General features: G+C 38.8%; 20 protein-coding genes. 9 read left to right on the top strand and 11 right to left on the bottom strand.

The window, feature by feature from the left end; genetic code table 11:
* Window positions 1-15: 15 nt before the first annotated feature.
* Together mrdA and rodA are read left to right on the top strand one after the other, a co-directional pair.
* Window positions 16-2,010 (top strand): penicillin-binding protein 2, encoded by a 1,995-nt coding sequence (gene mrdA, locus GFH32_RS04920; RefSeq protein ID WP_153510019.1) that lies wholly within the window; start codon window positions 16-18, stop codon window positions 2,008-2,010.
* Complete coding sequence (gene rodA, locus GFH32_RS04915) at window positions 2,003-3,277, top strand: rod shape-determining protein RodA (RefSeq protein WP_153510018.1); 1,275 nt, start codon at window positions 2,003-2,005, stop codon at window positions 3,275-3,277. The genes mrdA and rodA overlap by 8 nt, the downstream gene beginning before the upstream one ends.
* Here rodA and GFH32_RS04910 read toward each other — a convergent pair.
* The 3 genes from GFH32_RS04910 to GFH32_RS04900 are packed head-to-tail and all read right to left on the bottom strand — an operon-like array spanning window position 3,274 to window position 5,593.
* Window positions 3,274-4,128 carry a nucleoside phosphorylase gene (locus tag GFH32_RS04910; RefSeq protein WP_153510017.1) on the bottom strand — a complete coding sequence of 285 codons (855 nt, stop codon included), beginning with the start codon at window positions 4,126-4,128 and terminating at the stop codon, window positions 3,274-3,276. The genes rodA and GFH32_RS04910 overlap by 4 nt on opposite strands.
* A complete protein-coding gene (locus GFH32_RS04905) occupies window positions 4,125-4,742 on the bottom strand; it encodes an IMPACT family protein (protein ID WP_153510016.1) in 618 nt (205 codons plus the stop codon). Before GFH32_RS04905 ends, GFH32_RS04910 begins: the two co-directional genes overlap by 4 nt.
* Entirely contained in the window at window positions 4,739-5,593 is an 855-nt protein-coding gene (locus GFH32_RS04900; RefSeq protein WP_153510015.1) for an EamA family transporter, read from the bottom strand. Before GFH32_RS04900 ends, GFH32_RS04905 begins: the two co-directional genes overlap by 4 nt.
* 642 nt (window positions 5,594-6,235) lie before the next feature.
* Here GFH32_RS04900 and GFH32_RS04895 point away from each other — a divergent pair.
* From GFH32_RS04895 to GFH32_RS04875, 5 genes are all read left to right on the top strand, one after another.
* A complete protein-coding gene (locus tag GFH32_RS04895) occupies window positions 6,236-7,066 on the top strand; it encodes a prephenate dehydratase (RefSeq protein WP_153510014.1) in 831 nt (276 codons plus the stop codon).
* A gap of 37 nt (window positions 7,067-7,103) precedes the next feature.
* Entirely contained in the window at window positions 7,104-8,210 is a 1,107-nt protein-coding gene (locus GFH32_RS04890) for a chorismate mutase (protein WP_153510013.1), read from the top strand.
* Window positions 8,210-9,460 (top strand): 3-phosphoshikimate 1-carboxyvinyltransferase, encoded by a 1,251-nt coding sequence (gene aroA / locus GFH32_RS04885; protein ID WP_153510012.1) that lies wholly within the window; start codon window positions 8,210-8,212, stop codon window positions 9,458-9,460. The genes GFH32_RS04890 and aroA overlap by 1 nt, the downstream gene beginning before the upstream one ends.
* 69 nt (window positions 9,461-9,529) lie before the next feature.
* Window positions 9,530-10,624 carry a chorismate synthase gene (aroC, locus tag GFH32_RS04880; RefSeq protein WP_153510011.1) on the top strand — a complete coding sequence of 365 codons (1,095 nt, stop codon included), beginning with the start codon at window positions 9,530-9,532 and terminating at the stop codon, window positions 10,622-10,624.
* The gene (locus GFH32_RS04875) at window positions 10,599-11,471 is read left to right on the top strand and encodes an ROK family protein (RefSeq protein WP_153510010.1); all 873 of its coding nucleotides are present in this window, start codon (window positions 10,599-10,601) and stop codon (window positions 11,469-11,471) included. The genes aroC and GFH32_RS04875 overlap by 26 nt, the downstream gene beginning before the upstream one ends.
* A 269-nt stretch (window positions 11,472-11,740) precedes the next feature.
* On the opposite strand, the gene GFH32_RS04870 is transcribed toward GFH32_RS04875, so the two are convergent.
* Window positions 11,741-14,158: an alpha-ketoacid dehydrogenase subunit alpha/beta gene (locus GFH32_RS04870; RefSeq protein WP_153510009.1), complete on the bottom strand. Its 2,418-nt coding sequence runs from the start codon at window positions 14,156-14,158 to the stop codon at window positions 11,741-11,743.
* 138 nt (window positions 14,159-14,296) lie between these two features.
* Between GFH32_RS04870 and GFH32_RS04865 the strand changes: the two genes are divergently transcribed.
* Window positions 14,297-15,034 carry a hypothetical protein gene (locus GFH32_RS04865; protein ID WP_153510008.1) on the top strand — a complete coding sequence of 246 codons (738 nt, stop codon included), beginning with the start codon at window positions 14,297-14,299 and terminating at the stop codon, window positions 15,032-15,034.
* 107 nt (window positions 15,035-15,141) lie between these two features.
* Window positions 15,142-15,603 carry an NUDIX domain-containing protein gene (locus tag GFH32_RS04860; RefSeq protein WP_153510007.1) on the top strand — a complete coding sequence of 154 codons (462 nt, stop codon included), beginning with the start codon at window positions 15,142-15,144 and terminating at the stop codon, window positions 15,601-15,603.
* 221 nt (window positions 15,604-15,824) lie between these two features.
* Here GFH32_RS04860 and GFH32_RS18500 read toward each other — a convergent pair whose 3' ends face one another.
* The 7 genes from GFH32_RS18500 to dnaB form a co-directional block, all read right to left on the bottom strand.
* On the bottom strand, window positions 15,825-15,956 hold the full coding sequence (locus tag GFH32_RS18500; protein ID WP_262884790.1) for a hypothetical protein: 132 nt from the start codon (window positions 15,954-15,956) through the stop codon (window positions 15,825-15,827).
* Between the two features lie 52 nt (window positions 15,957-16,008).
* Window positions 16,009-16,482 carry a 23S rRNA (pseudouridine(1915)-N(3))-methyltransferase RlmH gene (gene rlmH / locus GFH32_RS04855; RefSeq protein WP_153510006.1) on the bottom strand — a complete coding sequence of 158 codons (474 nt, stop codon included), beginning with the start codon at window positions 16,480-16,482 and terminating at the stop codon, window positions 16,009-16,011.
* A gap of 134 nt (window positions 16,483-16,616) precedes the next feature.
* Window positions 16,617-17,255, bottom strand: coding sequence for a YceI family protein (locus GFH32_RS04850; RefSeq protein WP_153510005.1), 639 nt, complete (start codon window positions 17,253-17,255; stop codon window positions 16,617-16,619).
* Window positions 17,256-17,352: 97 nt separating this feature from the next.
* Window positions 17,353-18,678 (bottom strand): UDP-N-acetylglucosamine 1-carboxyvinyltransferase, encoded by a 1,326-nt coding sequence (murA, locus tag GFH32_RS04845; RefSeq protein ID WP_153510004.1) that lies wholly within the window; start codon window positions 18,676-18,678, stop codon window positions 17,353-17,355.
* 81 nt (window positions 18,679-18,759) lie between these two features.
* On the bottom strand, window positions 18,760-19,488 hold the full coding sequence (locus GFH32_RS04840; protein WP_153510003.1) for a DUF4290 domain-containing protein: 729 nt from the start codon (window positions 19,486-19,488) through the stop codon (window positions 18,760-18,762).
* Between the two features lie 55 nt (window positions 19,489-19,543).
* On the bottom strand, window positions 19,544-21,832 hold the full coding sequence (locus GFH32_RS04835; protein ID WP_153510002.1) for an ATP-dependent helicase: 2,289 nt from the start codon (window positions 21,830-21,832) through the stop codon (window positions 19,544-19,546).
* Window positions 21,833-22,151: 319 nt separating this feature from the next.
* Window positions 22,152-23,747 (bottom strand): replicative DNA helicase, encoded by a 1,596-nt coding sequence (gene dnaB, locus GFH32_RS04830; protein WP_153510001.1) that lies wholly within the window; start codon window positions 23,745-23,747, stop codon window positions 22,152-22,154.
* Window positions 23,748-23,837: the final 90 nt, after the last annotated feature.

Below are 23,837 nucleotides of genomic sequence, written 5' to 3'. Positions count from 1 at the left end.
ACGGTCATCTCATTCATGAACAATAGTTTCTTCAACCGTAAATTCGTCGTTCAAGGTATCTTCATAACCATCGCGCTGGTTATAGTTGCTAGACTTTTCTATCTACAAATTATTGATGATCGCTATTTGCTTTCAGCAAATAATAATGTCATGCGTAAAGTGATAGTCTATCCTGCTCGAGGTGTTATTTTAGACCGCGACGGTCAGGTCTTGGTTCAGAATGAACCGGTCTATGACATCATGGTAACTCCTCGCGAAGCCAAAGACATAGATACACTTCTACTATGCGATTTACTTGGCATTGATACAACCGACTTTAACACGCGTATGCAGAAAGCTCGGGCGCATTCGCCGTATCGTGCTTCACAGTTTATGAAACAGGTAAACGCGACTACCTTTGCTAAGTTTCAAGAACATCTTTATAAGTTTAGGGGATTTTATTATCAAAATAGAACCGTCCGCAGCTATCCGGATAGCATTGCTGCACAATTTTTAGGGTATATTCAGGAAGTTAATGAGCGTGATATTGAAAAGTCCGAAGGATTCTATCGTCCTGGAGACTATATTGGCGCTTCTGGTGTAGAAAGAGCTTATGAAGACTTACTTCGTGGTAAGCGTGGCGTTAAGAACCAAATGGTTGATGCACTAAATAGACCCAAAGGTAGCTTCATGGAAGGCAAGTATGATACTGTCGCCGTTACAGGTGATGGATTAGTCTCATCATTAGACAAAGATCTGCAAGTTTTAGCGGAGAAAATGATGAAGAACAAGCTTGGCTCTGTAGTAGCCATCGAACCATCAACCGGAGAAATACTAACGTTCGTAAGTAGCCCAAGTTATAATCCAAACATGATGGTTGGGCGCGATCTAGGCAATAACTACATGAAGTTATTGAATGATGAGAGCAAACCTATGTTTATACGACCGATACAGGCATCGTATCCTCCGGGATCGGTATTTAAGGTTGTTGCTGCACTGACAGGTCAACAGGCTGGCGTTATCAATGAACAATCAGTATTCTATTGTCCAGGTGGTTATCGTTACGGTGGCGGAAGAGCTATCATGCGCTGTACCCACGTGGATGGTGCAACGGGCTTAGTGAAATCCATTAAGATGTCGTGTAATACGTACTACGGATATGTTTATGCTAAAATGATCGACTCTAGAGGTATGAGTGGTCCAAAAGCTTACGATTTATGGCGTGAGGCCTTGGGTAAATTTGGGCTTGGGCATCGTTTAGGAATTGATTTACCTGGTGAGAAACCGGGGCTCGTACCGACTTCAGACTTCTATACTAAGCGCTATGGCAATGGTAGTTGGCGTTCGGGTTATAATATCTCTTTGTCAATTGGACAAGGAGAACTCGGTATTACGCCGCTGCAGATGGCTAATATAATGGCAATTGTCGCGAACCGCGGCTTCTATTACCGTCCGCATTTGATTAAAGGGATTGGTGAGAAACAAATTATTAAAGAAGAGTTTACTGAAAAGATCTCTGCAGGAGTCGATCCCAGATATTACGAGCCTGTTATTGAAGGAATGAGTCAAGCCGTTAACCAAGGTGGTACTGGTGCAGCTTCTCGTATCGCGGGAATCGAAATGTGCGGAAAAACAGGTACTGTTCAGAATCCACATGGAGAAAACCATGCTGTATTCTTTGCCTTTGCTCCCCGACATAATCCCAAGATAGCGATTGCTGTTTTTGTTGAGAATGCAGGATATGGTGGCACATGGGCGGCGCCAATAGCCTCCATGCTTGTTGAGAAGTATTTAAAAGATACGATTACCCTTCCTAAGTACATACAGGACCGTGTATACAATGCCAACCTTCTGCCGAAGCCTAAAAAACCGAAAGAAGCAGATGTTAAAAAGGACACCACTAAAAACGCTAAAGACAGCACGAAGAATAAACCAGTTTCAGCACCTTTAAAATCGGCTGCTAATGATCCGAAGAAAGAAAAAAGTGCCGTATTAGTACATCATAGCCAAGTGAGAAGAACACATGAATAGTTTGCAAGAAAAAAGCTTTTTCGGTCGTATTGATTGGATTACCATATTGCTTTGGTTTTCACTTTGTCTTATCGGTTGGTTTAATATTCATGCAGCAGTTTATGATCCTGAAAATCCAGGATTATTTAATCTCGCAACGAATTACGGAAAACAATCAATCTATATATTCACGGCATTGATTATTGGGATTTGTATTCTGATTATTGATTCCCGCTTTTTTATGTCTTCTGCACCGATTATCTATTTTATAGTAGTCTTGCTTTTGATTGCCGTATTAATTGTTGGTAGAAATGTCGGAGGTAATCAAGCTTGGATTCCTTTAGGTAGCTTTCGTTTACAACCCTCAGAGTTCGGAAAGTTAGCCACTTGTTTAACGCTTGCCTATTATTTAAGCAATCAGACAAATAAGAATCCCAACATGAAGACTTTATTTGTCGGGGCATGTATCGTATTATTCCCTGTTGCGCTAGTTATGTTGCAACCCGACACAGGTTCAGCGCTAGCATTCTTTTCATTGGTATTTGTGTTCTATAGAGAAGGTTATTTAAGCACAGGATTTCTTATTATAGGAGGCTTGGCGATATTCTTATTCGTTATGGCCTTACTTGTTAACCAATGGATTATTATTGGCTGTATTGCTTTAATTTGCGGCTTCTTCGCCTTTACCATGCGTAAGAAGAGAAAGTATGTGATCAATATGGCAATCCTATTTGCGGCATCCTCTGTCTACGTATTGTGCGTTGACTTTGCTTACGAGAAAATATTACAACCTCACCAAAGAAACCGCATCGATATCATCTTAGGCAAAATGGATGATCCGAAAGGTCAAGGATATAATCTAAACCAATCGAAGATTGCTATAGGCTCTGGACAACTTTTTGGAAAAGGATATCTACAAGGAACGCAAACGAAGTATAACTTCGTTCCCGAGCAAAGTACCGATTTTATCTTTTGTACTGTTGGCGAGGAATGGGGATTTGTAGGATCTGTGGTGCTGATCGCGATTTACCTAACGCTATTACTGCGAATTGTGAATATTGCTGAACGGCAGCGAACGGCATTTGCGAGGATATACGCATACGGTGTCGCCTCTATCCTATTCTTCCACTTCTTTATCAATATTGGTATGACCATCGGGATTGTACCTGTAATCGGGATTCCATTACCTTTTATCAGTTATGGAGGATCTTCTTTATGGTCATTCACCATTCTATTGTTTATTCTATTAAGATTTGATTCTTCTAGAAAAGGAACCGTTGGGATTTAAAGCCTATTCAGCACAAGTTTAATCGCGTTGTCAATAATCTCTTGAGGATTCTCACAAAATGATTCTTGAACACGACTGGCTAATATTGCATTAATTGAAATTGCATGATGGCCTAGCATATTACACATTGCATAGATTCCTGCAGTCTCCATCTCTAAATTGGTAATTTGTCGATTGCCAACTATGAATTGATTTGCTTGCTTTATAAGTTGTGGATAGGTATTGTTCGTGCGTAAGGCGCGCCCTTGCGGACCATAGAATCCAGGAGCAGTCATTGTAATACCTTTCGGAAGATCATATGCAAACTTCGCTAATAACTTCTCTGAGGCGTGTCCAATATAGGGTCTAAATGTAAGATCTTCAAAATTATGAATGACAGCATTTTGAATCGCTAATTCTGTCTCTGTATACGGCTTTTTATAATATTGCATTAACGTATCAAACCCAATAGCGAACTCACTAGCTAAAATAGTCCCAATAGCAATATTACCTTGTATTGAACCGGAAGTACCAATTCGAATAATATCCAAAGACTTAATTTCTTCTTTTAATGATTTTGTTTCAAAGTCAATGTTAACTAGTGCATCTAGTTCATTTATTACAATATCAATATTATCAGTACCTATTCCCGTTGAAATAACAGTAAGTCTTTTGTTTCCAAGAAAACCAGTATGGGTAATAAACTCACGTTTACCCTTTTTTACTTCGATGTTATCGAAATATTTTGATACTTCGGCAACACGATCAGGATCTCCAACAAAAATAATCGTGTCGGCAATATCCTCCGGTTTTAAATTTAGATGGTATATGCTTCCATCCGCATTGATAATTAATTCAGAGTCGTTAATCATATGGTTCGTAAATAATCTACTTCAATCCCCTCAATGGATTCTAGTTTTCCAACTAATTCGTTCACTTGTAATTTACGCATTTCTATATGAATAGTACAGGACGTATCAAAGTTTTGACTAAGTACCTTTAGGTCGTATTCTTTAACGATTTTCATCACGTCATTCATTTGCAAATAATCAAAATGAACAGCATAAATATCGTTTACAGTACGCTCAACGATAACGTTGTTATCAATTGCTTCTTGAGTAGCCGTCTTATAAGCATTAATCAGTCCGGGAACTCCCAATAGTGTTCCACCAAAATAACGCACGACAACCACTAAAAGATTAGTAATATCCTGAGAAAGCAAGACATTCAATATAGGTCTACCCGCGGTACCAGAAGGTTCACCATCGTCATTTACACGAAATACAGTTCGATCAGGAGTCAGCCTATACGCCCAGCAATGATGTCTCGCTTTCGGATGTTCTGCTTTTAAAAGAGCAATAATTTCTTTTAACTTACTCTCATCTTTAAAAGGGTAAGCATAGGCAATAAATTTACTTCCCTTATCTCTAAAAATTCCTTCCGAGGGTTCCTCGATAGTCTTATAAGTATCGTCGAATAAACTCACAGTAATGCAATTAATAATACGGATATAATTGCCAAAATTACCCCAATTTTATTGTATTTACTAAGCTTTTCTCGAAACAACAACACTCCTACTAGCGCTCCAACGGATATCACACCGATGTTCATAGCCGTAAAAACGAGGGATGGATTCTCAGGTAATGCTTTATGCGCCTTCATATAAAAAACAATATTCCCGAAATTAAAAACACCTAGAATCGCTCCATAAAAAATCGCTTGAACATCTAGCTTCTGTTTTTTGATCAATAGTAGATAAAGCAAAAATAAAAAGGCAAATAATAACGCTAACACAAAAACAATCCATAAGGAAGACATATAGGTAACGGTGCTTAATAATGCTATTTGTTTAAACAGAATATCAATGATTCCCATCCCCACAAAAACAAGCAGTGGGAATATCCAATTGACGTCGCCTTTGCTTCTTTTCTCTTTGGTCCATCCAATCGAAAATACAATAGCAACCAATCCAACAGCTATACCGATTAGATTTCTGGGAACTATTTGCTCTCCCATAAAAAGAAAGGCCGCCAGCAAAGGAATAAACAAAGAAAGACGTTGAGCAACCTCAGTTTGAACAATACCACCATAACGAATGGACATCGCGATACAAATAAAGATTGCCGGCAATAACAACCCTAGCGGAAGATATAAATGCCATGGAAGCGAGCTATCCCAAGAAACTAGGGTCGGCTTTAAAACAATATTGGTTAAAATCAATGCGACAGGATAATTCCAAACTAATAACTGTAGGTAGTTCACAGATCGTTGTTTCGCAAGCTTGATTATCACAGCGACTGTTACCGAACAAAGTACTGAAATTAAAACATACCACATATACTCAAAAATCTAGCGTCATTATTTTCCAAAAACACCCTTTATAGGCGACGACCGAGGTCGAACAAAGATATCTAAAACAGCCCTCTATTGATGGTTTTTATCATAACAATTCTAAATCTAGATGTTTAAACAATAATATAACGTCGTTTTACAGCGTTATATTCAATACAAAACACCATAAAAACATTGATAAAAAACAAACATTTTTACTGCAAAAAACCTACTAAATAAATAGAATTTTTTAATTGCCAAAAACAGCCTAAAATTAAACAAAAACCACTTCTAAACGCATTAACACAATATTTATAAAAATATAAGCTTAAAATAACGTGTACAATCATCATTTTTTAGAGTTATTTTTAATGCATTTTTTACTCAAAAAAAGCACATTAAAAAGCAGTAAAATGAAAGTATTTTCACATTTTATTTAAAAATATTTTGCACTTATTGTTTTTACTTCTATATTTGAGCCATAATAACAAGGGAATGAACACAAACAATACATATTCTTATTTCTGGCACTTTTATTTTAGCGATAAAAGCAGGGACTAGTATGTAGTATATTAAAAGATATATTTAGAGGTCCCAAAATAATTTGGGACCTCTTTTTTTTGAATAAAACAGCGAATAAACAATAACATGAGTGAAAAAATAAAGATTGCTATCCAAGGAGTTAAAGCTTCCTTCCACGAAGAAGCTGCCTATAAATATTTCGGCAGGGATATCGAAACTTTAGAATGCGAATCTTTCAAAAAGACTTGCGAATTACTAAAACAAGGAAAAGCAGACTATGTAGTGATGGCAATTGAAAACTCAATCGCAGGAAGTATTCTTCCAAATTACAACCTGCTTCGTGACTATAGATTTCACATTATTGGTGAAGTTCATTTGAACATCCAGCAGCATCTTCTAGCCTTACCTGGCACTAAGCTTTCTGACATTAAATTTGTAGAGTCACATCCTATTGCAATCCGTCAATGCGATGAATTCTTAAGCGAGCATCCAGATTGGACAATCAAAGAAGGGATGGATACAGCAGCTTGTGCAAAGAAGATTGTTGAAGAAAAGCTGACAAACACAGCAGCAATCGCTAGTGAAGCAGCTGCAAAAGTATACGGACTAGAAATGATTGAAAAACGCATCGAAACAAATAAAAAGAACTCAACACGTTTTCTCATCCTTTCAAACGAGGTTCAAGAAATTAAGAATGCGAACAAAGCTTCCCTTTCTTTCCAAACCTCACATGCTATTGGCGCACTAGCAGCGGTATTACAATGCTTTGCTGAGCAAAACGTCAATTTAAGTAAAATTCAATCTATGCCAGTTGTTGGTCGTCGTAATGAATACGACTTCTATGTTGACGTAGAATGGAAAAAACAGGCAGACTATGATGCTGCGATCCGTAAAGTGTTAAAACATACGGTCAACTTTAGCATTATGGGCGAATACCTAAAAAACGAAAAAATCTAAATCTATTAATAAGTAAAAAACTCAAAACGCAAATAAGATGAAACATTCATTAGACATTCTTCCTTTGAATTCATGGATTGAAATTGGAGACAAACCTTTAATCATAGCAGGACCTTGTAGTGCGGAGACGGAAGAACAATTAGTTTCTACTGCTCATTTATTGGCAAATACAGGCAAAGTTAATGTACTACGTGCAGGTATTTGGAAACCACGTACTCGTCCAGGCGAATTTGAAGGTATCGGCAGCATCGGTTTAGAGTGGATGAAGAGAGCAAAAGAAGAAACTGGATTATTGACAGCTACAGAGGTTGCTACTGCAAAACACGTCGAAGAAGCTTTAGCAGCAGGTATTGACATCCTTTGGGTTGGTGCTCGTTCTACTGCGAACCCATTCACAGTACAAGAAATTGCTGACGCTTTACAAGGTGTTGACGTTCCTGTGTTAGTAAAAAACCCAGTAAACCCTGATTTATCCTTATGGATTGGCGCATTAGAGCGCATAAACCGTGCAGGTATCAAGAAAATTGCAGCTATCCACCGTGGTTTCTCATCTTATGAAAAAACAGCATTCCGTAATGAGCCAATGTGGGATCTTGCAATTCAATTAAAAACAATTGCACCTGATCTTCCGATCATCAACGACCCGAGTCATATTTGCGGTAATCGTGAGCTTATTCCTTACGTGACTCAAAAAGCAATGGACATGGATATGCAAGGATTAATTATTGAATCACATATTGACCCATCTGTTGCATGGACCGATGCGAAACAACAAGTAACACCTGCAGCATTAGCAGACCTATTGGATTCAATCTCAGTTCGTAAAGCTGAATCAAATAATCCAGCGTTCGAAGATAAATTAGCAGAATTGCGTGGACAGATTGATAAATTAGATGATCAAATCATCAAGCAAATTGGTGATAGAATGAAGATTGCTGAGAAAATTGGCGAATTCAAAAGAGATAATAACGTAACTATTCTTCAAGTAAGTCGTTGGGATGAAATCGTTCAAAAACGAGTTTCACTTGCAAAAGCATTAAACTTAGGTGAAGAGTTCACGGTTAAATTCTTAGAGTTATTACACAATGAGTCTATCCGTAAACAAAACGAAATTATGAATTCTAATTCTGTTGCGGAGGCATAATGGCAGCAGAAAAATTGATATTATCACATCAATCAAAAGTTATTAGAGGCACGGTTCAACTTACTGGCTCCAAGTCAGAGAGCAACCGTGCTCTTATTATCCGGGCATTAAGTGGAGGTCTTGTCACAGTTGAGAACTTATCTGAAGCAGCGGATACTGTAACACTAGAAGCAGCATTAGAAATCGCCCAATCTGGCAATACTGAGTTTAAAACCATCGATATTGGCCCCGCGGGAACAGCGATGCGCTTCTTAACGTCCTATCTAAACCTAATAAAAGGAAACTTTATCCTGACAGGAACGGAACGCATGCAACAACGTCCTATTGGTATTCTTGTCGATGCTCTGAAAAGCATTGGCGCGGATATCCATTATGAAAAAAAAGCAGGCTATCCACCTTTGAAAATCGAGGGCGGGATGTTCCAAAGTAAGGATCAAGTTGCTATACAAGGAAATATCTCAAGTCAATACATCTCTTCTCTCCTATTAATTGCTTCATCTTTGAAGAAAGGATTGACGATTCAAATTGAAGGCGAGTTAACCTCAAGACCCTATGTAACCATGACGCTTGAAATGCTTAAAGAAGCCGGTATTCAATACGACTTCCAAGAGCAAAGTATTGCGATTGCAAAACAGGACTTCCAACCTGCCACTATCTATGTAGAGCCAGATTGGAGTGCTGCATCATACTGGTACGCGATGGTTGCCCTAGCACAAGAAGCACATGTCGTCCTACCTGGATTGAAAAAGCATAGTCTGCAAGGTGATTTTGCAATTATTGATATCATGACCCATTTCGGGGTAACATCAACCTTTGAAAAAGACGGACTTCATTTACGTAAATCAGGCTTAATTTCTAAAAAATCCTTATTTAATTTTAAGGAGTGTCCAGACCTAGCACAAACGGTTATCGTTGTTGCTGCTGCACTTAGAAAAGACAGCTCTTTTACGGGATTAGAAACGCTTAAAATCAAAGAAACCGATCGTATCCTTGCATTACAACAAGAGATTGGCAAATTTGGAGCAGAACTAATTGCCGATGGCGAAGTATACCACTTAAAAACAGAGAAGGTATTTGAGCCCGAAAACATTAATATAGCGACCTATGAAGATCATCGTATGGCGATGGCATTTGCCCCATTAGCCTTGGTATTCAACCAAGTAACTATCGAGGAACCTTTAGTCGTTGAGAAATCTTACCCTTCCTTCTGGAAGCACCTTGTAGCGCAAGGTTTTCAAATCGTGGAATAAGCTTATTATTCCACGATTCAGTAACATTTATTAGTACCAATTTTTTATATTTACGAGCATTTACAAATTATGGCAGGAAACACTTTCGGAGATATCTTTAAAATCAGCACTTTTGGTGAATCTCATGGCGCTGCGATTGGCGTTATTTTGGACGGATGTCCGGCATTGATTGATATCGATGAAGAGTTCATTCAATCCGAGTTAGATAAACGTCGTCCAGGCCAATCGAAGATTACAACCCAAAGAAAAGAGAGTGACACTGCGCAAATTCTATCCGGGGTATTTGAAGGAAAATCAACAGGAACACCAATCGCTATTGTGATTCCAAATGAAGATCAACGCTCCAAAGACTATTCCCATATCCAAGATAAGTTTCGCCCATCACATGCAGATTACACGTACCAAGTAAAATACGGTATCCGTGATTATCGTGGTGGTGGTCGTTCTTCTGCACGAGAGACTGCTGCACGTGTAGCGGCGGGAGCGATTGCTAAGCTTTTTCTAAAACAACGCGGAATAGAAATATTTGCGCATGTATCTGGCGTAGGGAAGCTTGAAGCTCCGAACTTAGACAGTTCCAATTTACAAGATCTTCTAACCCGTCGTGAAAGCAATATCGTACGCTGTGCCGATCCTGCTAGCGCGGCAGAGATGACCGAGTATATTGATCAAATTCGCAAAAATGGAAATACCGTTGGTGGACGTATCAGCACAGTTATTCGCAACGTGCCTGTAGGCCTCGGCGAACCTGTTTTTGACAAGCTACATGCTGATCTTGCTAAGGCGATGATGAGTATCAATGCGGTTCACGGATTTGAATATGGATCTGGATTTGAAGGCTCGCAGATGTTAGGATCAGAACATAATGACATATTTGTAAATCAAGATTCCAATATTAGAACATTAACCAATTTTTCAGGAGGCATTCAAGGCGGTATTTCCAATGGAATGGATATTACCTTCAAAACGGCTTTCAAACCTGTTGCAACCATTATGAAAGATCAAGCAACGATCAATGAGCAAGGAGATGACACAACAATATCTGGCAAAGGTCGTCATGACCCATGTGTTGTTCCTCGCGCAGTAATCATTGTCGAAGCTATGGCTGCATTGGTGATCGCTGACCACCTCTTAAAATATGAAGCTTATCATAATGCCAAGTAACCAACTTATCCTTTCCTGTGATATTGGCGGAACACATATAACCTCCGCCATTGTCGACAGTAGCAACTGGACTATCTTAGAAGACACAATCACTCGCTCGCACGTAGATTCGCAAGCAGAAGCTAAAACGATTTTACTAGCCTGGACAAGCAATATGAAGACTTGTCTAGCCAAAAATGAATCAACCGTTGAGTCGATAGGCATAGCAGCTCCAGGTCCTTTTGATTATGAAAAAGGAATCCCATTAATGAAGGGCCAATCGAAATACGATGACCTTTACCAGATGGAAGTAACCGAACCAATTAAAGCATTAATTGGTGCAAGTCCATTAAAAATTCGATACATCAACGACGCTGCAGCCTTTCTTCAGGGAGAGGTATACGGTTGTGGTTTGGAAACGGAAACCTGTATCTTAGGCATTACCTTAGGAACAGGTCTAGGCTCAGCTGTATGGAACAACGGCGAAAAGGCGTTCGACGCCGATCTTTGGAACAGCCCTTATCAAGAGGGAATATTTGAAGAATATTTAGTCACTCGTTGGTTTGTGAAGCGTTTTAAAGAGTTGACCAGCATTGAAGAAACTGGCTTGCGGGAAATTCTAGAAAAGCACGAGACGCGGATAGAAACCCAGCAATTGCTGCAAGAATATCGGGATCATCTATTGGATTTTCTACTGTTTTTTAGCAACAAATATCATTGCCATCATTTTATCATTGGCGGCAATATCAGCAAGGCATGGACAAAGATCTTCCCTGATGAATCCGCATTAAAAAATTATAATATCATCATAGGAAAATTCCAAGAGCAGGCTGCCATCATAGGCGCTGCCAGTCTATTCTCCTCCTAAGCGCAATAATTTAGCTTAAGACTTTTAAATGCTGTATCGAATACCTCGATACAGCATTTTGTTTTTATACCGGCAAGTAACAAAACATGATGGTCACGGATCTTTCATAGCTCAAGCCTACCTTAGCCCTACCTTAAGCATAGCATAACCCATGAATCGTACAAAAATAGGCTTGAGTACCGATGAAGGTGTAGGCCAAATGGATTGAAAACACAACAAAAAAGCCTGTTCGTTTGAACAGGCTTTTCAATTAATAACATTAATGTACGTTAATACAATGCCGGATAATCATTTGGTTTACTATCCGTCATGATTTTATAGGCTGCTTCGACAACATCGTCTACCGCTGGCTTGGTGAAATAATCACCATCAGAGCCATATGGTGCGCGATGAGGTTTTGCAGTAAGTGTTCTAGGTTGGCTATCTAATAGATAATATCCACCTTGAACTTCCAATATTTCGTGTAATATATACGATGAGGCCCCGCCAGGGAAGTCTTCATCAACGATGAGTAAACGGTTTGTCTTTTCTAGTGAACTTTTGCAAAGATGATCTTGATCAAATGGAGACAGACATTGCGCATCGATTATCTCGATTGATATGCCTAATTTCTCAAGTTCTAATGCTGCTTCTTGGACTATACGTAATGTAGAACCATAGGATACAACAGTAATATCAGCACCTTCACGAAGTAATTCAGCCTTTCCAATCGGCACTGTAAATTCACCGACGTTATGTGGCATTTTCTCTTTCAGACGATACCCATTTAAGCACTCAATTACTAACGCTGGTTCATCACCTTTCAACAAAGTATTGTACATACCTGCTGCTTGCGTCATATTTCTTGGCACACAAATATGCAGACCACGTAATCCGCCTAGGAGTACGGACATAGGCGACCCTGAGTGCCAAATCCCCTCCAATCGATGTCCACGTGTACGAACAATCAGCGGTGCTTTCTGACGTCCTTTAGTGCGATAACTTAAACTAGCTAAATCATCACTTAATACTGGCATCGCGTAAATTAAATAATCTAAATACTGAATCTCCGCAATAGGTCTGAAACCGCGTATCGCTAAGCCCAATCCTTTACCGATAATTGCCGATTCACGAATTCCAGTATCAAAGATTCGTTGTGAACCAAAGATCTCCTGCAATCCAGCAAAACCTTGGTTAACATCGCCAATCTTACCTACATCTTCACCAAAAGCAATTAATCGAGCGTCTCGTTCAAAGTTTGCTTTAAAGCAAGCATTTAGCACTTCACGACCATCGACTATTGTAGAATCATCATCGATAGCAGGCTCAATTCGTTCAACCTTTAAAGGCGAATATTTAGTATCGTTAAATAGCTTATCATTAAAGCGGCTATGATTAACCTCTTTCTTCTCTTGGTACCAAGCCAAAAGCTCCGCTTTACCTTCAAGTTCGATTCCTCTTAGGTCACGAATCACTCGACGCACATTGACATAAACCTCTTTTAAAGACAAGTCAGTTAATGACAACAAGGTCTTCAAAGGCAATTCAACAGCATGGTGATTTAGCTTCTCGAGCAATAGAATGGCTTCATCTAAGTCGACTTGAAGAGTTTTTCGGTAATCTGACCAGGCTCGTTTTTGTTCCTGACGAACAAAATCTTTCATTTCTGTCTCGATTTCCTTCAATTCATCATCAGAAGCTAGACCAGAATCTAATAGCCAGTCGCGCATGCGCTTGTTACAATCAAATTCTGTCTCCCAGTTTAGTCGGTCAGAATCTTTATACCTTTCATGGGAGCCTGAGGTCGAATGACCTTGAGGTTGTGTAATATCTGTTACATGAACAATACAAGGTTGATGTTCATTTCTTGCATACTCTGCGGCTTTCTCATACACCTCACAAAGTCCGGCATAATCCCAACCCTTTACACGGAAGATCTCATATCCTGCCCCTGCTTCGTCACGTTGAAAGCCTCGTAGTACGGAGGAAATATCTCCCTTGGTCGTTTGCACTTCATTAGGAACAGAAATCCCGTAACCATCATCCCAAATAGAGATAACGATCGGAATTTGTTTAACGCCAGCTGCATTCACAGTTTCCCAAAATACACCTTCAGACGTTGCTGCATTCCCGATGGTACAGAAAACAACTTCCGTCCCTTCTTTGGAGAACTTTGTACGGTGAGAAAGATTAGGATTATCCTTATACAGCTTAGAGGCAAGTCCAAGTCCAAGGATGCGTGACATTTGCCCTCCAGTGGTGGAAACATCCGACACGGAGTTGTATTGCTGTGTCTGATCAATCCATTCCCCATCTTCGTCCAACAAGGGCGTCGCGAAATGGGCAACCATCTGCCTACCGGCAGAGGATGTATCGGCTTCTAAAGTAGGATTTGCATACAGTTGCGAAAAGAAATGATAGACTGAGCTCATTTTCAAAGCAAAGGCTAACGTTTGATCTCTGTAATATCCGGAACGCCAGTCTCCAGGTTTAAACACTTTTGCTAAAGCAATTTGAGCAAGCTCTTTACCATCACCAAAAATACCAAATTTAGCCTTCCCTGTAAGGACTTCTTTCCTTCCAAGTAGACTAACAAAACGGCTTTGTACAGCTAGTTTATAATCGGCAATCAGCAATTCACGGAACTCCTCGAAGCTCATTTTAGCTGAGTTAAACTGCACTGGTCGTGTCGTATTTGTTTCTGACATCTATGCGTTTGTTTTTTAACAAAAGTACTAAATTTAACCCGTTAATCTTAGCGTATATCGGGGAAAACAAAGGAAAATTGCCTCGATGGTCTTTCTTTTATCCAATATTCAGTACTTTTAGCCGTATTTTATTTTTATATGAGCACGATACATTTTTTTGATGCTAGCGCGGGAGCAGGAAATTTAGGCGATTTAGAAAAGACAATCGTATTAAATAATTTAATGGAAACCGCTTTAGAAGATAGAGACTCGAAGTGGATTGCTGATTTTCTATTTGCAATCGATGAGGCGAACTTAAAAGTTGGCGAACCAGAAGTCATTATGAGCAACGATGGATTCCCTTATTTCAACTTAAAAACGATTGAAGAAGGTGAAAATTTTCAAGCCTTCGTAATCAAACATAAATTACAAACCATTTTAGGAAATGGCTTTGGTGTATCTATCAATGCCCACAAGCCAAACCCAGATTGGATTTTTACTTATGGAGATTTAGCCAATCTACAGATCAATAATGAGTTTTACACAGACGAACATCTCTTTTCTGAAAACACGGGAAATTTCGCAATTGGAAAAGACGAACAAGTACTCGTAGGTCAGCCTTCGGAGGCAATTCTACCGGCTTTTATTCGTCAACAACTACGTGAATTCCTAGCCTATAACGGAGTTAAAATACCGAAGGTTATGTTGATTGCTAGAAACTATGAGGATGAAGACAAGGTTTCTCAAGATCTTGTTATAAATGTGACTCCAAAGAATTTTGCAAACGAAAAGGACTATCAGACGGCAATGAATAGTATTTCTTGGTTCCTTCCAAGACATTATTCTATTGTTGGTATGGATGAAGATGCGATTCCATCGGGATTCGAATTATTATAGAAGATTTCAATTGGCTAAGAATCAGTTTCCCGACTATTCTTGGCCATTTTCAAATGAAATAAACTCGCTGAATAATTTATTAATATTTAAAATCATATTTTTTAAGAATGTATTTATTTAATGTAAGAGTATACGGTATTCTGGTCAATGAGCAAGGAGAAGTTTTGATCAGTGATGAACGAACGGAGAACGTTTCTTTTACGAAGTTTCCAGGTGGTGGATTAGAGTACGGAGAAGGCTTACTCGATGCATTAAAACGTGAGTATATGGAGGAAACTGGACTCGAAGTGGAGGTGCTAAAGCATATTTACACAACGGATTTTTGGGAAAAATCAAGTTTTAATGATAGTCAAATTATTTCTATTTATTATCAAGTAAATCCTATTAATAAAGTTGAATTAAACATTAAGACAAAAAAATTCGATTTTACCGAAAAAAGCGTGGAGGGTAAGCTACAATCGTTCAGATTGATCCCCGTAGATAAACTAAAGTCTGAGGACTTAACCTTTAAAACTGACCAAGTTGCGTGGGTTGAATTTTTAAAAACAGTTGACAAAATTGAATTATAATATAAATGTTGCAACTTTTATTTGATTTTATAATAAAAGGTTTTTACTTTTACAGTAGGTCAGAGAGATGATTTCTGATCTACGTTTTGAAAACACCTAGTTCTATAGGGTTTTATTAATAGTTAGTGTGATTTTAAGGCGATACTCCCCGTATCGCCTTATTTATTTCATAAAAAAAGGCAGCTACAAGCCACCTCTCTTCTATCAATATTCCAATACGCTTAGGTAAACAGATAAGCCAATAAAACGACCAGTGCACCACCAATGATGATAATCCATTTATTCATATCCGCACCATGTGCGCCCTCTTGGCTTTTATATTTATATTCTCTTTTAAATTTATCTAAATCCATTTTATCCTCCTTCTTTAATAGATGATGCTTTTAACATTAAAAATACATAAAATTATTCATGATGGTAAGGCTCACCACGCATAATCGTATGTGCTCGATATAATTGTTCTACAAAGAACAAGCGTACCATCTGATGAGAAAAAGTCATTCTAGACAAAGACAACTTTGCATTTGCACGATCGTAGACTTGTTGATCGAAGCCATAGGGACCGCCTATTACCAATACGATATGTGCAACACTTCCGACCATTTGCTTCTCTAAAAAAGATGAAAACTCTATTGAAGAATATTCTTTACCTCGCTCATCCAGTAACATAACGTAATCTTGATTACTTATATTTTTAAGGATCAATTGTGATTCCTTTTCTTTTTGCTGCGCCTCGGTTAGATTTTTTACATTCTTTATATCAGGAATTACAATGATCTGAAAATTACAGTAATGTTTCAATCGCTTGGTGTAGATCTCGATACCCTGTTCAATATACTTATCATCGGTTTTACCAATACATATTAGGCTAATCTTCATGTCACAAAATTACAAATTCTATCTAAGCCTGCACTATACAATTTAAGCGACGAAACGATTAAATATTCTTTAGCAATACACAAAAAAAAGCCTCTGATCAGAGACCAGAGGCTTCGAAAAACTAAAATAGAATATTATTTTTTCGCTACTAAAGTAACGTCAAAGTTGATTTCTTTTGAAATTAAATCGTCAGACTTACCTTCATAAGTTACTCCCCAATCTGCTCTTACGATGTTGAAGTTTGCAGTTGCTTTAACGCCTGTTTCTGTCGATTCAACAACCTTCGCATCGAATGTAATATTTTTACTTACACCTTTGATTGTCAAGTTACCTGAAACTGATAAATCGCCAGCACCAGTACCTGGTTTAACTTCTGTAATTGCGAAAGAAGCTTCAGGATGAGTAGCTACACCAAAAAAGTCATCAGCTTTCAAGTGACCGTCTAATTTCTCTTTGTATTCACCTTCTAAATCTGTAGAGCTGATCGTAGTCATATCTAACACGAAATTACCACCTGTTACTGATCCGTTTTCAACGTTGATAGTACCAGATTTAATAGCTACAGTTCCTGTATGCTTGCCAGTCACTTTAGTACCAGTCCAAACAACTTTTGATGCTGCTGCATCAACTGTATAAGCTACGCCAGTTACTGCTAACGAGTCTGTTGTAGTTGCTACTGAATCTTTTGTTTCCGCTTTTTTTCCTTCTGGGTTTCCAGCACATGACGCAAGAACTAGCGCTGCAATCGCTGAAAGTAATGTGATTTTTTTCATTTTATTTGTTTAAACATTAAAATTTGATACAAAAATAGAGGACAACGAAAGTTTTCCAAATTCTAAGCAATAATTTAACACTAAACAGACAATCTACTTAGTGACCAAGTGGTTGCGCATCAACACGACGAATATCTGCACCCAGTGCTTTCAATCGTTCTTCAATATGTTGATAACCACGTTCAATCTGCTCGATATTATAGATTACAGATTTTCCTTGTGCAGACAAAGCAGCAATTAACAAAGAAACTCCTGCACGTATATCTGGCGATGTCATCTCAATACCGCGTAGACTTTGCTGTTTATTTAAACCGATTACCGTTGCACGGTGAGGGTCGCATAAAATAATTTGGGCACCCATATCAATCAACTTATCGACAAAGAATAAGCGGCTTTCAAACATTTTCTGATGTATTAAGACATTTCCTTTTGCTTGAATAGCTGTAACCAACACAATACTTAATAAATCTGGTGTAAATCCTGGCCATGGAGCATCGGAAATCGTTAAAATAGACCCATCGATAAATGTATCAATCTCATAATTATCTTGAGCTGGGATAAATATATCGTCTCCTCGCAACTCAAACTTAATTCCTAAACGTGAAAATACGGTCGGAATAATTCCCAATTCATTAAAGCAAACGTTCTTAATCGTGATTTCTGAACCAGTCATTGCTGCTAAACCTATAAAAGATCCAATTTCAATCATGTCTGGAAGCATACGATGCGAGGTCCCTCCAAGTACTTCTACCCCTTCAATTGTCAAGAGATTTGATCCAATACCGGAAATCTTCGCCCCCATACGGTTCAACATCTTGCATAATTGCTGCAAATAAGGCTCACAGGCAGCGTTATAGATTGTTGTAGTACCCTTTGCAAGTACCGCCGCCATAACGATGTTTGCAGTCCCTGTTACTGAGGCTTCGTCTAAAAGAATATAGGTTCCTTTCAGTTCTGTCGCATCAACATTAAAAAAATGTTTCTCCGCGTCATAGACAAATTTAGCACCCAATTTCTCAAAACCCAAGAAGTGAGTATCAAGACGACGACGTCCAATTTTATCTCCTCCTGGTTTAGGGATTGCAGCTTTCCCGAAGCGCGCAAGTAATGGACCGACGATCATAATAGACCCACGTAAGCTTCCGCCCTTACGTTTAAACTCTTCGGATTGGAAGTAATCAATATTTATATCACGAGCTTCAAACTCGTATGTATCCTCATTTAAACGATTGACCTTAACGCCCAAAGCGATCAGAAGATCGATAAGCTTATTTACGTCTTTAATATCTGGAATATTGCTGATGGTCATCTTTTCTGCCGTCAATAATACTGCAGAAATAATTTGAAGCGCTTCGTTTTTCGCGCCTTGAGGTACAATCTCACCTTTTAATGGCTTTCCACCACGGATTTCAAATGCATTCATAGTATAGTCTTACAAAAACAAAAAAGCAATCGTTGTCTTTTAATTAACCATTGCTTTTTATCAGTATTTTGTTGTATTCTTTTATTTTTTACGTTTAATATTTTGCTTGTTGTTATTGTTGTTATTGTTGCTGTAGGTACGGCCTTTATTATTGTCATTTCGTTGAAAAGAGCCTTTTCCTTTCGAATGCGAACCAGTATTGCTGTAACTGCTTCGATTATCGCTACCTGTTTTCACGCGGCTTCCTGGAGGCGGTGTTTTAAAGTCTAACTTCGTTAGCACTGTATCCGCTGGTAAAGCTAATTCGCCTTGCGATAGTGTTTTTAAATCTTCTAGAATCTGATCATCAGACACTGAATCTTTATTCCATGTCAAATAAGCCATCTTCATAAAGTTCGCAATACCAAGCGTCATCTTAACACGAGCTTCTTCTGTTGGAAGTGCTTTCGCCTTTTTAATCATTTGCTCAACTGTATGACCATAATGTTTAAAACGAATTGGGTGGTTTGGATATTGTAGCGACTCTGGCTTATGATGAATTTCTCCTTTCTTAGGAATAGGGTACGGAGAGTCAACGTCAATTTTGAAATCGGAAATGATATATAGGTGATCCCAAAGCTTATGTTTAAAATCTGACACGTCGCGAAGGTGTGGATTCAATACGCCCATCATATCGATAACAACTTGTGCTAAACGATTTCTTTCGTCGCGATCTGTTAATGTGCAGATATAATCTACCATATTTTGTACGTTTCTACCATATTCAGCTAGGATCAGCTTAGGTCTTGTACTGTTATAATCAAAAATCATATGTTATGGGGTGACACCTCGAGAGTGTCCTTTTATTTTAATGGTAATATACGAATTATTCTATTATTCTAAGTTTGGCAAATTTAAGCAACAATTGCTTCTGTCCCAACTCTTTGAAAAAAATAGTTGCTTTTATGTCGGGTTTATTCCCTTCGAGGTTGATAACTTTCCCAAATCCGAAACGTTCATGCTCCACTTCCATCCCTACTTGTAAACGTGAGGTATCTGAAGGCGCAAACCCTGCTGTCGGCACGTGTGCTTTCGGAAGAATCGACGTCGTTTTGATCACCTTAGGTTTAGGCTTAGAGAAAACATCGCCAGTAGTATTTGCTTCCTTGCGTTGCCATGTAACTCTTTCAGACGAGAAGTCATCTGTTCCTCCACTGCCACCGGATCTCGGTTTAAAGTCAAGATCTAAACATGCTGGATTCAACTCGTCTAAGAAACGACTAGGTTCACAATTGTTCAATGTACCCCATCGATAACGCGAAGTTGCGTAAGAAAGAAATAGCTTTTTCTCTGCTCGTGTAACAGCAACATAGAATAATCGACGTTCTTCCTCTAATTCAGTACGCGAATTTAAAGACAATTGCGACGGAAATAGATTTTCTTCCAAACCAACAATAAATACAACGGGGAACTCCAATCCTTTTGAAGCATGTATTGTCATTAAAGATACTGTATCCGCATTAGGGTCCTTATCGTTATCATCATTCGTCAGCAGTGCGATATCCTGCATAAAGATATCCAATCCTTTTTCTTCTAAATCTTCACGTTCTGAAAACTCTTTGATACCGTTCAAGAGTTCTTGAATATTCTCGTAACGACTTAGCCCTTCGACGGATTTATCCTCATACAATTCTTTTAAAATGCCTGAATGTTGAGCAATATGCATTGCTGTTTCAAATGCCGAATTCGTCTTAGATAAGGCTTGAAAGCTTTGTATCATCAGGCCGAAATTACCAACAGAACCTGCACTGCGTCCATCTAGAAACATCTGCGCATTTGCGACAACATCCCAAAGTCGAATTTGTTGCTGATCAGCCATCACCATAATACGCTCAACGGTGGTGTCGCCAATGCCTCTTCTCGGATAATTAATTACTCGCTTCAACGCTTCCTCATCATTGGGATTAAACGTTAATCGGAAGTAAGCAATTAAATCTTTGATTTCTTTACGTTGATAGAATGACGTACCTCCGTAAAGTTTATATGGAATTCCTAATTTACGTAATGCTTCTTCGAGCGATCTCGATTGTGCATTTGTACGGTAAAGAATGGAAAAATCTTTATATTTTAATCCTTTTAGAGCCTTCTCTTGTGAAATATTTTCAGCAACAATCTTACCTTCTTCGTTATCTGAGAAAGCGCGCGTTACTTTAATTTTCTCACCCTCTTCATTATCTGAAAAGACATTTTTCTCTAATTGATTTTTATTATTTGCAATAATACTGTTCGCCGCATTAACGATCATCTGTGTCGAGCGATAATTTTGCTCCAACTTGAAGACTTTAACATCCGGATAATCCTTTTGAAAGTTCAAGATATTCTGAATGTTTGCACCGCGGAAAGCATAGATACTCTGCGCGTCATCACCTACCACACATATGTTTTCATTAACAGCTGCTAAACGCTTCACAATAAGATATTGAGAGAAGTTGGTATCCTGATACTCATCAACCATCAGATACTTAAACTGGTGTTGATATTTATGCAAAACATCCGGATACTTGTTTAACAAAACATTTGTCTTGAATAACAAATCATCGAAATCCATCGCTCCAGCACGATAACAGCGCTGTGCATAAGTCATATAGATTTGTCCTAGTTGACCTCGGCCATTAGCGACATCCTCTGCCATGATGGCTTCATTCTTATTGTATTCCTGGGGCGATATCAAATTATTCTTCGCCGAAGAAATCCGTCCATACACATGATTAACGTTATAAAGCTTATCGTCCAAGTTCATTTCTTTTAGAATAGAACGCAATAAACTTTTTGTATCGTCAGTATCATAAATCGTAAAATTGCGCGGATATCCTATTAACTCAGCTTCCACGCGAAGAATGCGCGCGAAGACCGAGTGAAAAGTTCCCATCCAAATATTCTTTGCTTCTGAACCTACGACCTTCATGATACGCTCGCGCATCTCTTTTGCCGCCTTATTCGTAAATGTCAGCACCAATATATTGAAAGGGTCTACACCTTTTCGAATAAGGTGCGCAACTCTATAAGTAATTACACGTGTTTTCCCTGATCCTGCACCAGCAACAATCATTACTGGTCCTTCTGTTTGTTCTACGGCAGCCCGCTGTGAGGGATTTAATCCTGCTAAAAAATCCAAAATTGTCTCCTAATTTTAACTTATGTATAGCCTCTACTAAGGGGAATCAAAAATAGTAAAAATTTACTTACCACTATGTATTAGTAGGTAGTATTTAATGGTTTGCCAGTAGACCGATAAAGAATCGGCATATCCTACGCAATCGGCAAACTAAAATTCGTTAGCTACATCCTTTAAGAAAGTGCACTAACGAATGAAAATCATTGAAATGAAAAGCAATCAACCCCAACTCGGTATTTCTTAGCTGTAATCGGCAATACATCTAAAACTAAACGAAAGATTGCAGCAATAAATCTATTTACGGATCAGTACAAACTAATTAAAATGGTGCATCGTCAGGCATATCGTTCATTCTTGATGGCATTGTAATTCCTCCGCCGAAGCTATCGAAATTGTTGGATGGTGCCATAGCTGAACCAAACCCACTTGGTAAATCATTGAAACTTCCACTATCACTTGGCATACCTGAAAAGTCATCCTCTAAATCGACGAATTTCACATATTTACCAACGAATTTCAACGGTACAATCCCTGTTTCACCGTTACGGTGTTTCGCGATGATTACCTCACCGACACCAGCCGTTGGACGACCTTCTTCATCTTCCGTGATACCGTAATATTCTGGACGATATAGGAACAGTACCATATCGGCATCCTGCTCAATAGATCCAGATTCACGTAAATCGGAAAGCATTGGACGCTTAGAGTTACCTGGACGCGACTCCACAGCACGACTTAATTGTGATAGAGCCAATACTGGGATATTCAATTCTTTTGCCACAGACTTCAAGGCACGTGAAATACTACCAATTTCTTGTTCACGGTTTCCGCCACCTTTACCCTCACTCTTCCCGTGCATTAACTGAAGATAATCGACGATAACCATCTGAATATCATATTGCGCTTTTAGACGACGACACTTTGCACGAAATTCAAATACATTTAATGCTGGTGTATCATCAATAATTAAAGGCGCTTCTGTTAATCTACCAATCCTCGAGTGCAATTGTTGCCACTCATGATCGGCTAGATTTCCTTTTTTCAATTTTTCTTGCTCAATCTCCGTTTCCCCGGCAATTAGACGGTTAACCAACTGAACAGACGACATCTCTAGTGAAAAGACCGCAACAGGACGCGAATGATCAACTGCCGCATTACGAGCGACAGACAATACGAAAGCGGTTTTACCCATCGCAGGACGAGCAGCAATGATTACCAAGTCTGATGGTTGCCAACCCGAAGTCATACGATCTAAGGCCGTTAATCCAGAAGGAATACCTGTTAAACCATCTGTACGATCCCGTAGTAATTCCAAAGATGATATTGCTTCACGCATAATATCATCCATCTTTCGAGAGTCACGACGTAAGTTATTTTGCGCAATATCAAAAAGTGATTTCTCAGCATGATCAAGCAAGTCGAAAATATCACTTGTCTCGTCGTAGGAAGAATTAATAATCTCCGTTGACACTTTGATTAATTCACGTTGAATATATTTCTGAGATATGATACGCGCATGGAACTCAATATTCGCAGCAGAAACTACTCTATCCGTTAATTGCGTAATATAATATGCACCGCCAACCATCTCGAGCGCGCCCATTTGTCGCAATTCTGCAACAACCGTTAAAATATCTATGGGCGAAGTCTTCTGGAATAAGTTGTAAATCGCTTGAAATATTTTTTCATGAGACTCCTTGTAGAACGATTCTGGTTTCAGGATATCAATCACCTCACTTAGTGCATTTTTCTCCAACATTAGCGCACCCAATACAGCCTCTTCTAAGTCAACTGCTTGTGGAGGAAGTTTCCCCATTCCACTAACTAAGTTGTTTAGGCTAGTTCGCTTTTTGTTAAAGTTTGCACGGCTAGCGTGGCTAGACATACTGTTTGAATTTTCGTTTTCTACGGACATATCAAATTTAATTTTACGGCTCGATGATTCCTGTTGGGGTAACAAATGTAAGAAAAATTACCCTCCCCCCTTTCACAAGTTTTAAACAGT

The organism is Sphingobacteruim zhuxiongii, from assembly GCF_009557615.1.
GTDB lineage: Bacteria > Bacteroidota > Bacteroidia > Sphingobacteriales > Sphingobacteriaceae > Sphingobacterium > Sphingobacterium zhuxiongii.
This window is presented reverse-complemented; position numbering and strand designations above follow the sequence as displayed.

What these genes read in the sequence shown, in the direction of transcription:
- murA (WP_153510004.1), bottom strand. Translation starts at nt 18,678, where the DNA reads ATGAATGCATTTGAAATCCGTGGTGGAAAGCCATTAAAAGGTGAGATT.
- GFH32_RS04875 (WP_153510010.1), top strand. Translation starts at nt 10,599, where the DNA reads ATGAAGCTTATCATAATGCCAAGTAACCAACTTATCCTTTCCTGTGAT.
- GFH32_RS04890 (WP_153510013.1), top strand. Translation starts at nt 7,104, where the DNA reads ATGAAACATTCATTAGACATTCTTCCTTTGAATTCATGGATTGAAATT.
- GFH32_RS04895 (WP_153510014.1), top strand. Translation starts at nt 6,236, where the DNA reads ATGAGTGAAAAAATAAAGATTGCTATCCAAGGAGTTAAAGCTTCCTTC.
- GFH32_RS18500 (WP_262884790.1), bottom strand. Translation starts at nt 15,956, where the DNA reads ATGGATTTAGATAAATTTAAAAGAGAATATAAATATAAAAGCCAAGAG.
- rodA (WP_153510018.1), top strand. Translation starts at nt 2,003, where the DNA reads ATGAATAGTTTGCAAGAAAAAAGCTTTTTCGGTCGTATTGATTGGATT.
- GFH32_RS04850 (WP_153510005.1), bottom strand. Translation starts at nt 17,255, where the DNA reads ATGAAAAAAATCACATTACTTTCAGCGATTGCAGCGCTAGTTCTTGCG.
- GFH32_RS04910 (WP_153510017.1), bottom strand. Translation starts at nt 4,128, where the DNA reads ATGATTAACGACTCTGAATTAATTATCAATGCGGATGGAAGCATATAC.
- GFH32_RS04900 (WP_153510015.1), bottom strand. Translation starts at nt 5,593, where the DNA reads ATGTGGTATGTTTTAATTTCAGTACTTTGTTCGGTAACAGTCGCTGTG.
- dnaB (WP_153510001.1), bottom strand. Translation starts at nt 23,747, where the DNA reads ATGTCCGTAGAAAACGAAAATTCAAACAGTATGTCTAGCCACGCTAGC.
- GFH32_RS04860 (WP_153510007.1), top strand. Translation starts at nt 15,142, where the DNA reads ATGTATTTATTTAATGTAAGAGTATACGGTATTCTGGTCAATGAGCAA.
- aroA (WP_153510012.1), top strand. Translation starts at nt 8,210, where the DNA reads ATGGCAGCAGAAAAATTGATATTATCACATCAATCAAAAGTTATTAGA.
- GFH32_RS04840 (WP_153510003.1), bottom strand. Translation starts at nt 19,488, where the DNA reads ATGATTTTTGATTATAACAGTACAAGACCTAAGCTGATCCTAGCTGAA.
- aroC (WP_153510011.1), top strand. Translation starts at nt 9,530, where the DNA reads ATGGCAGGAAACACTTTCGGAGATATCTTTAAAATCAGCACTTTTGGT.
- mrdA (WP_153510019.1), top strand. Translation starts at nt 16, where the DNA reads ATGAACAATAGTTTCTTCAACCGTAAATTCGTCGTTCAAGGTATCTTC.
- GFH32_RS04870 (WP_153510009.1), bottom strand. Translation starts at nt 14,158, where the DNA reads ATGTCAGAAACAAATACGACACGACCAGTGCAGTTTAACTCAGCTAAA.
- GFH32_RS04865 (WP_153510008.1), top strand. Translation starts at nt 14,297, where the DNA reads ATGAGCACGATACATTTTTTTGATGCTAGCGCGGGAGCAGGAAATTTA.
- rlmH (WP_153510006.1), bottom strand. Translation starts at nt 16,482, where the DNA reads ATGAAGATTAGCCTAATATGTATTGGTAAAACCGATGATAAGTATATT.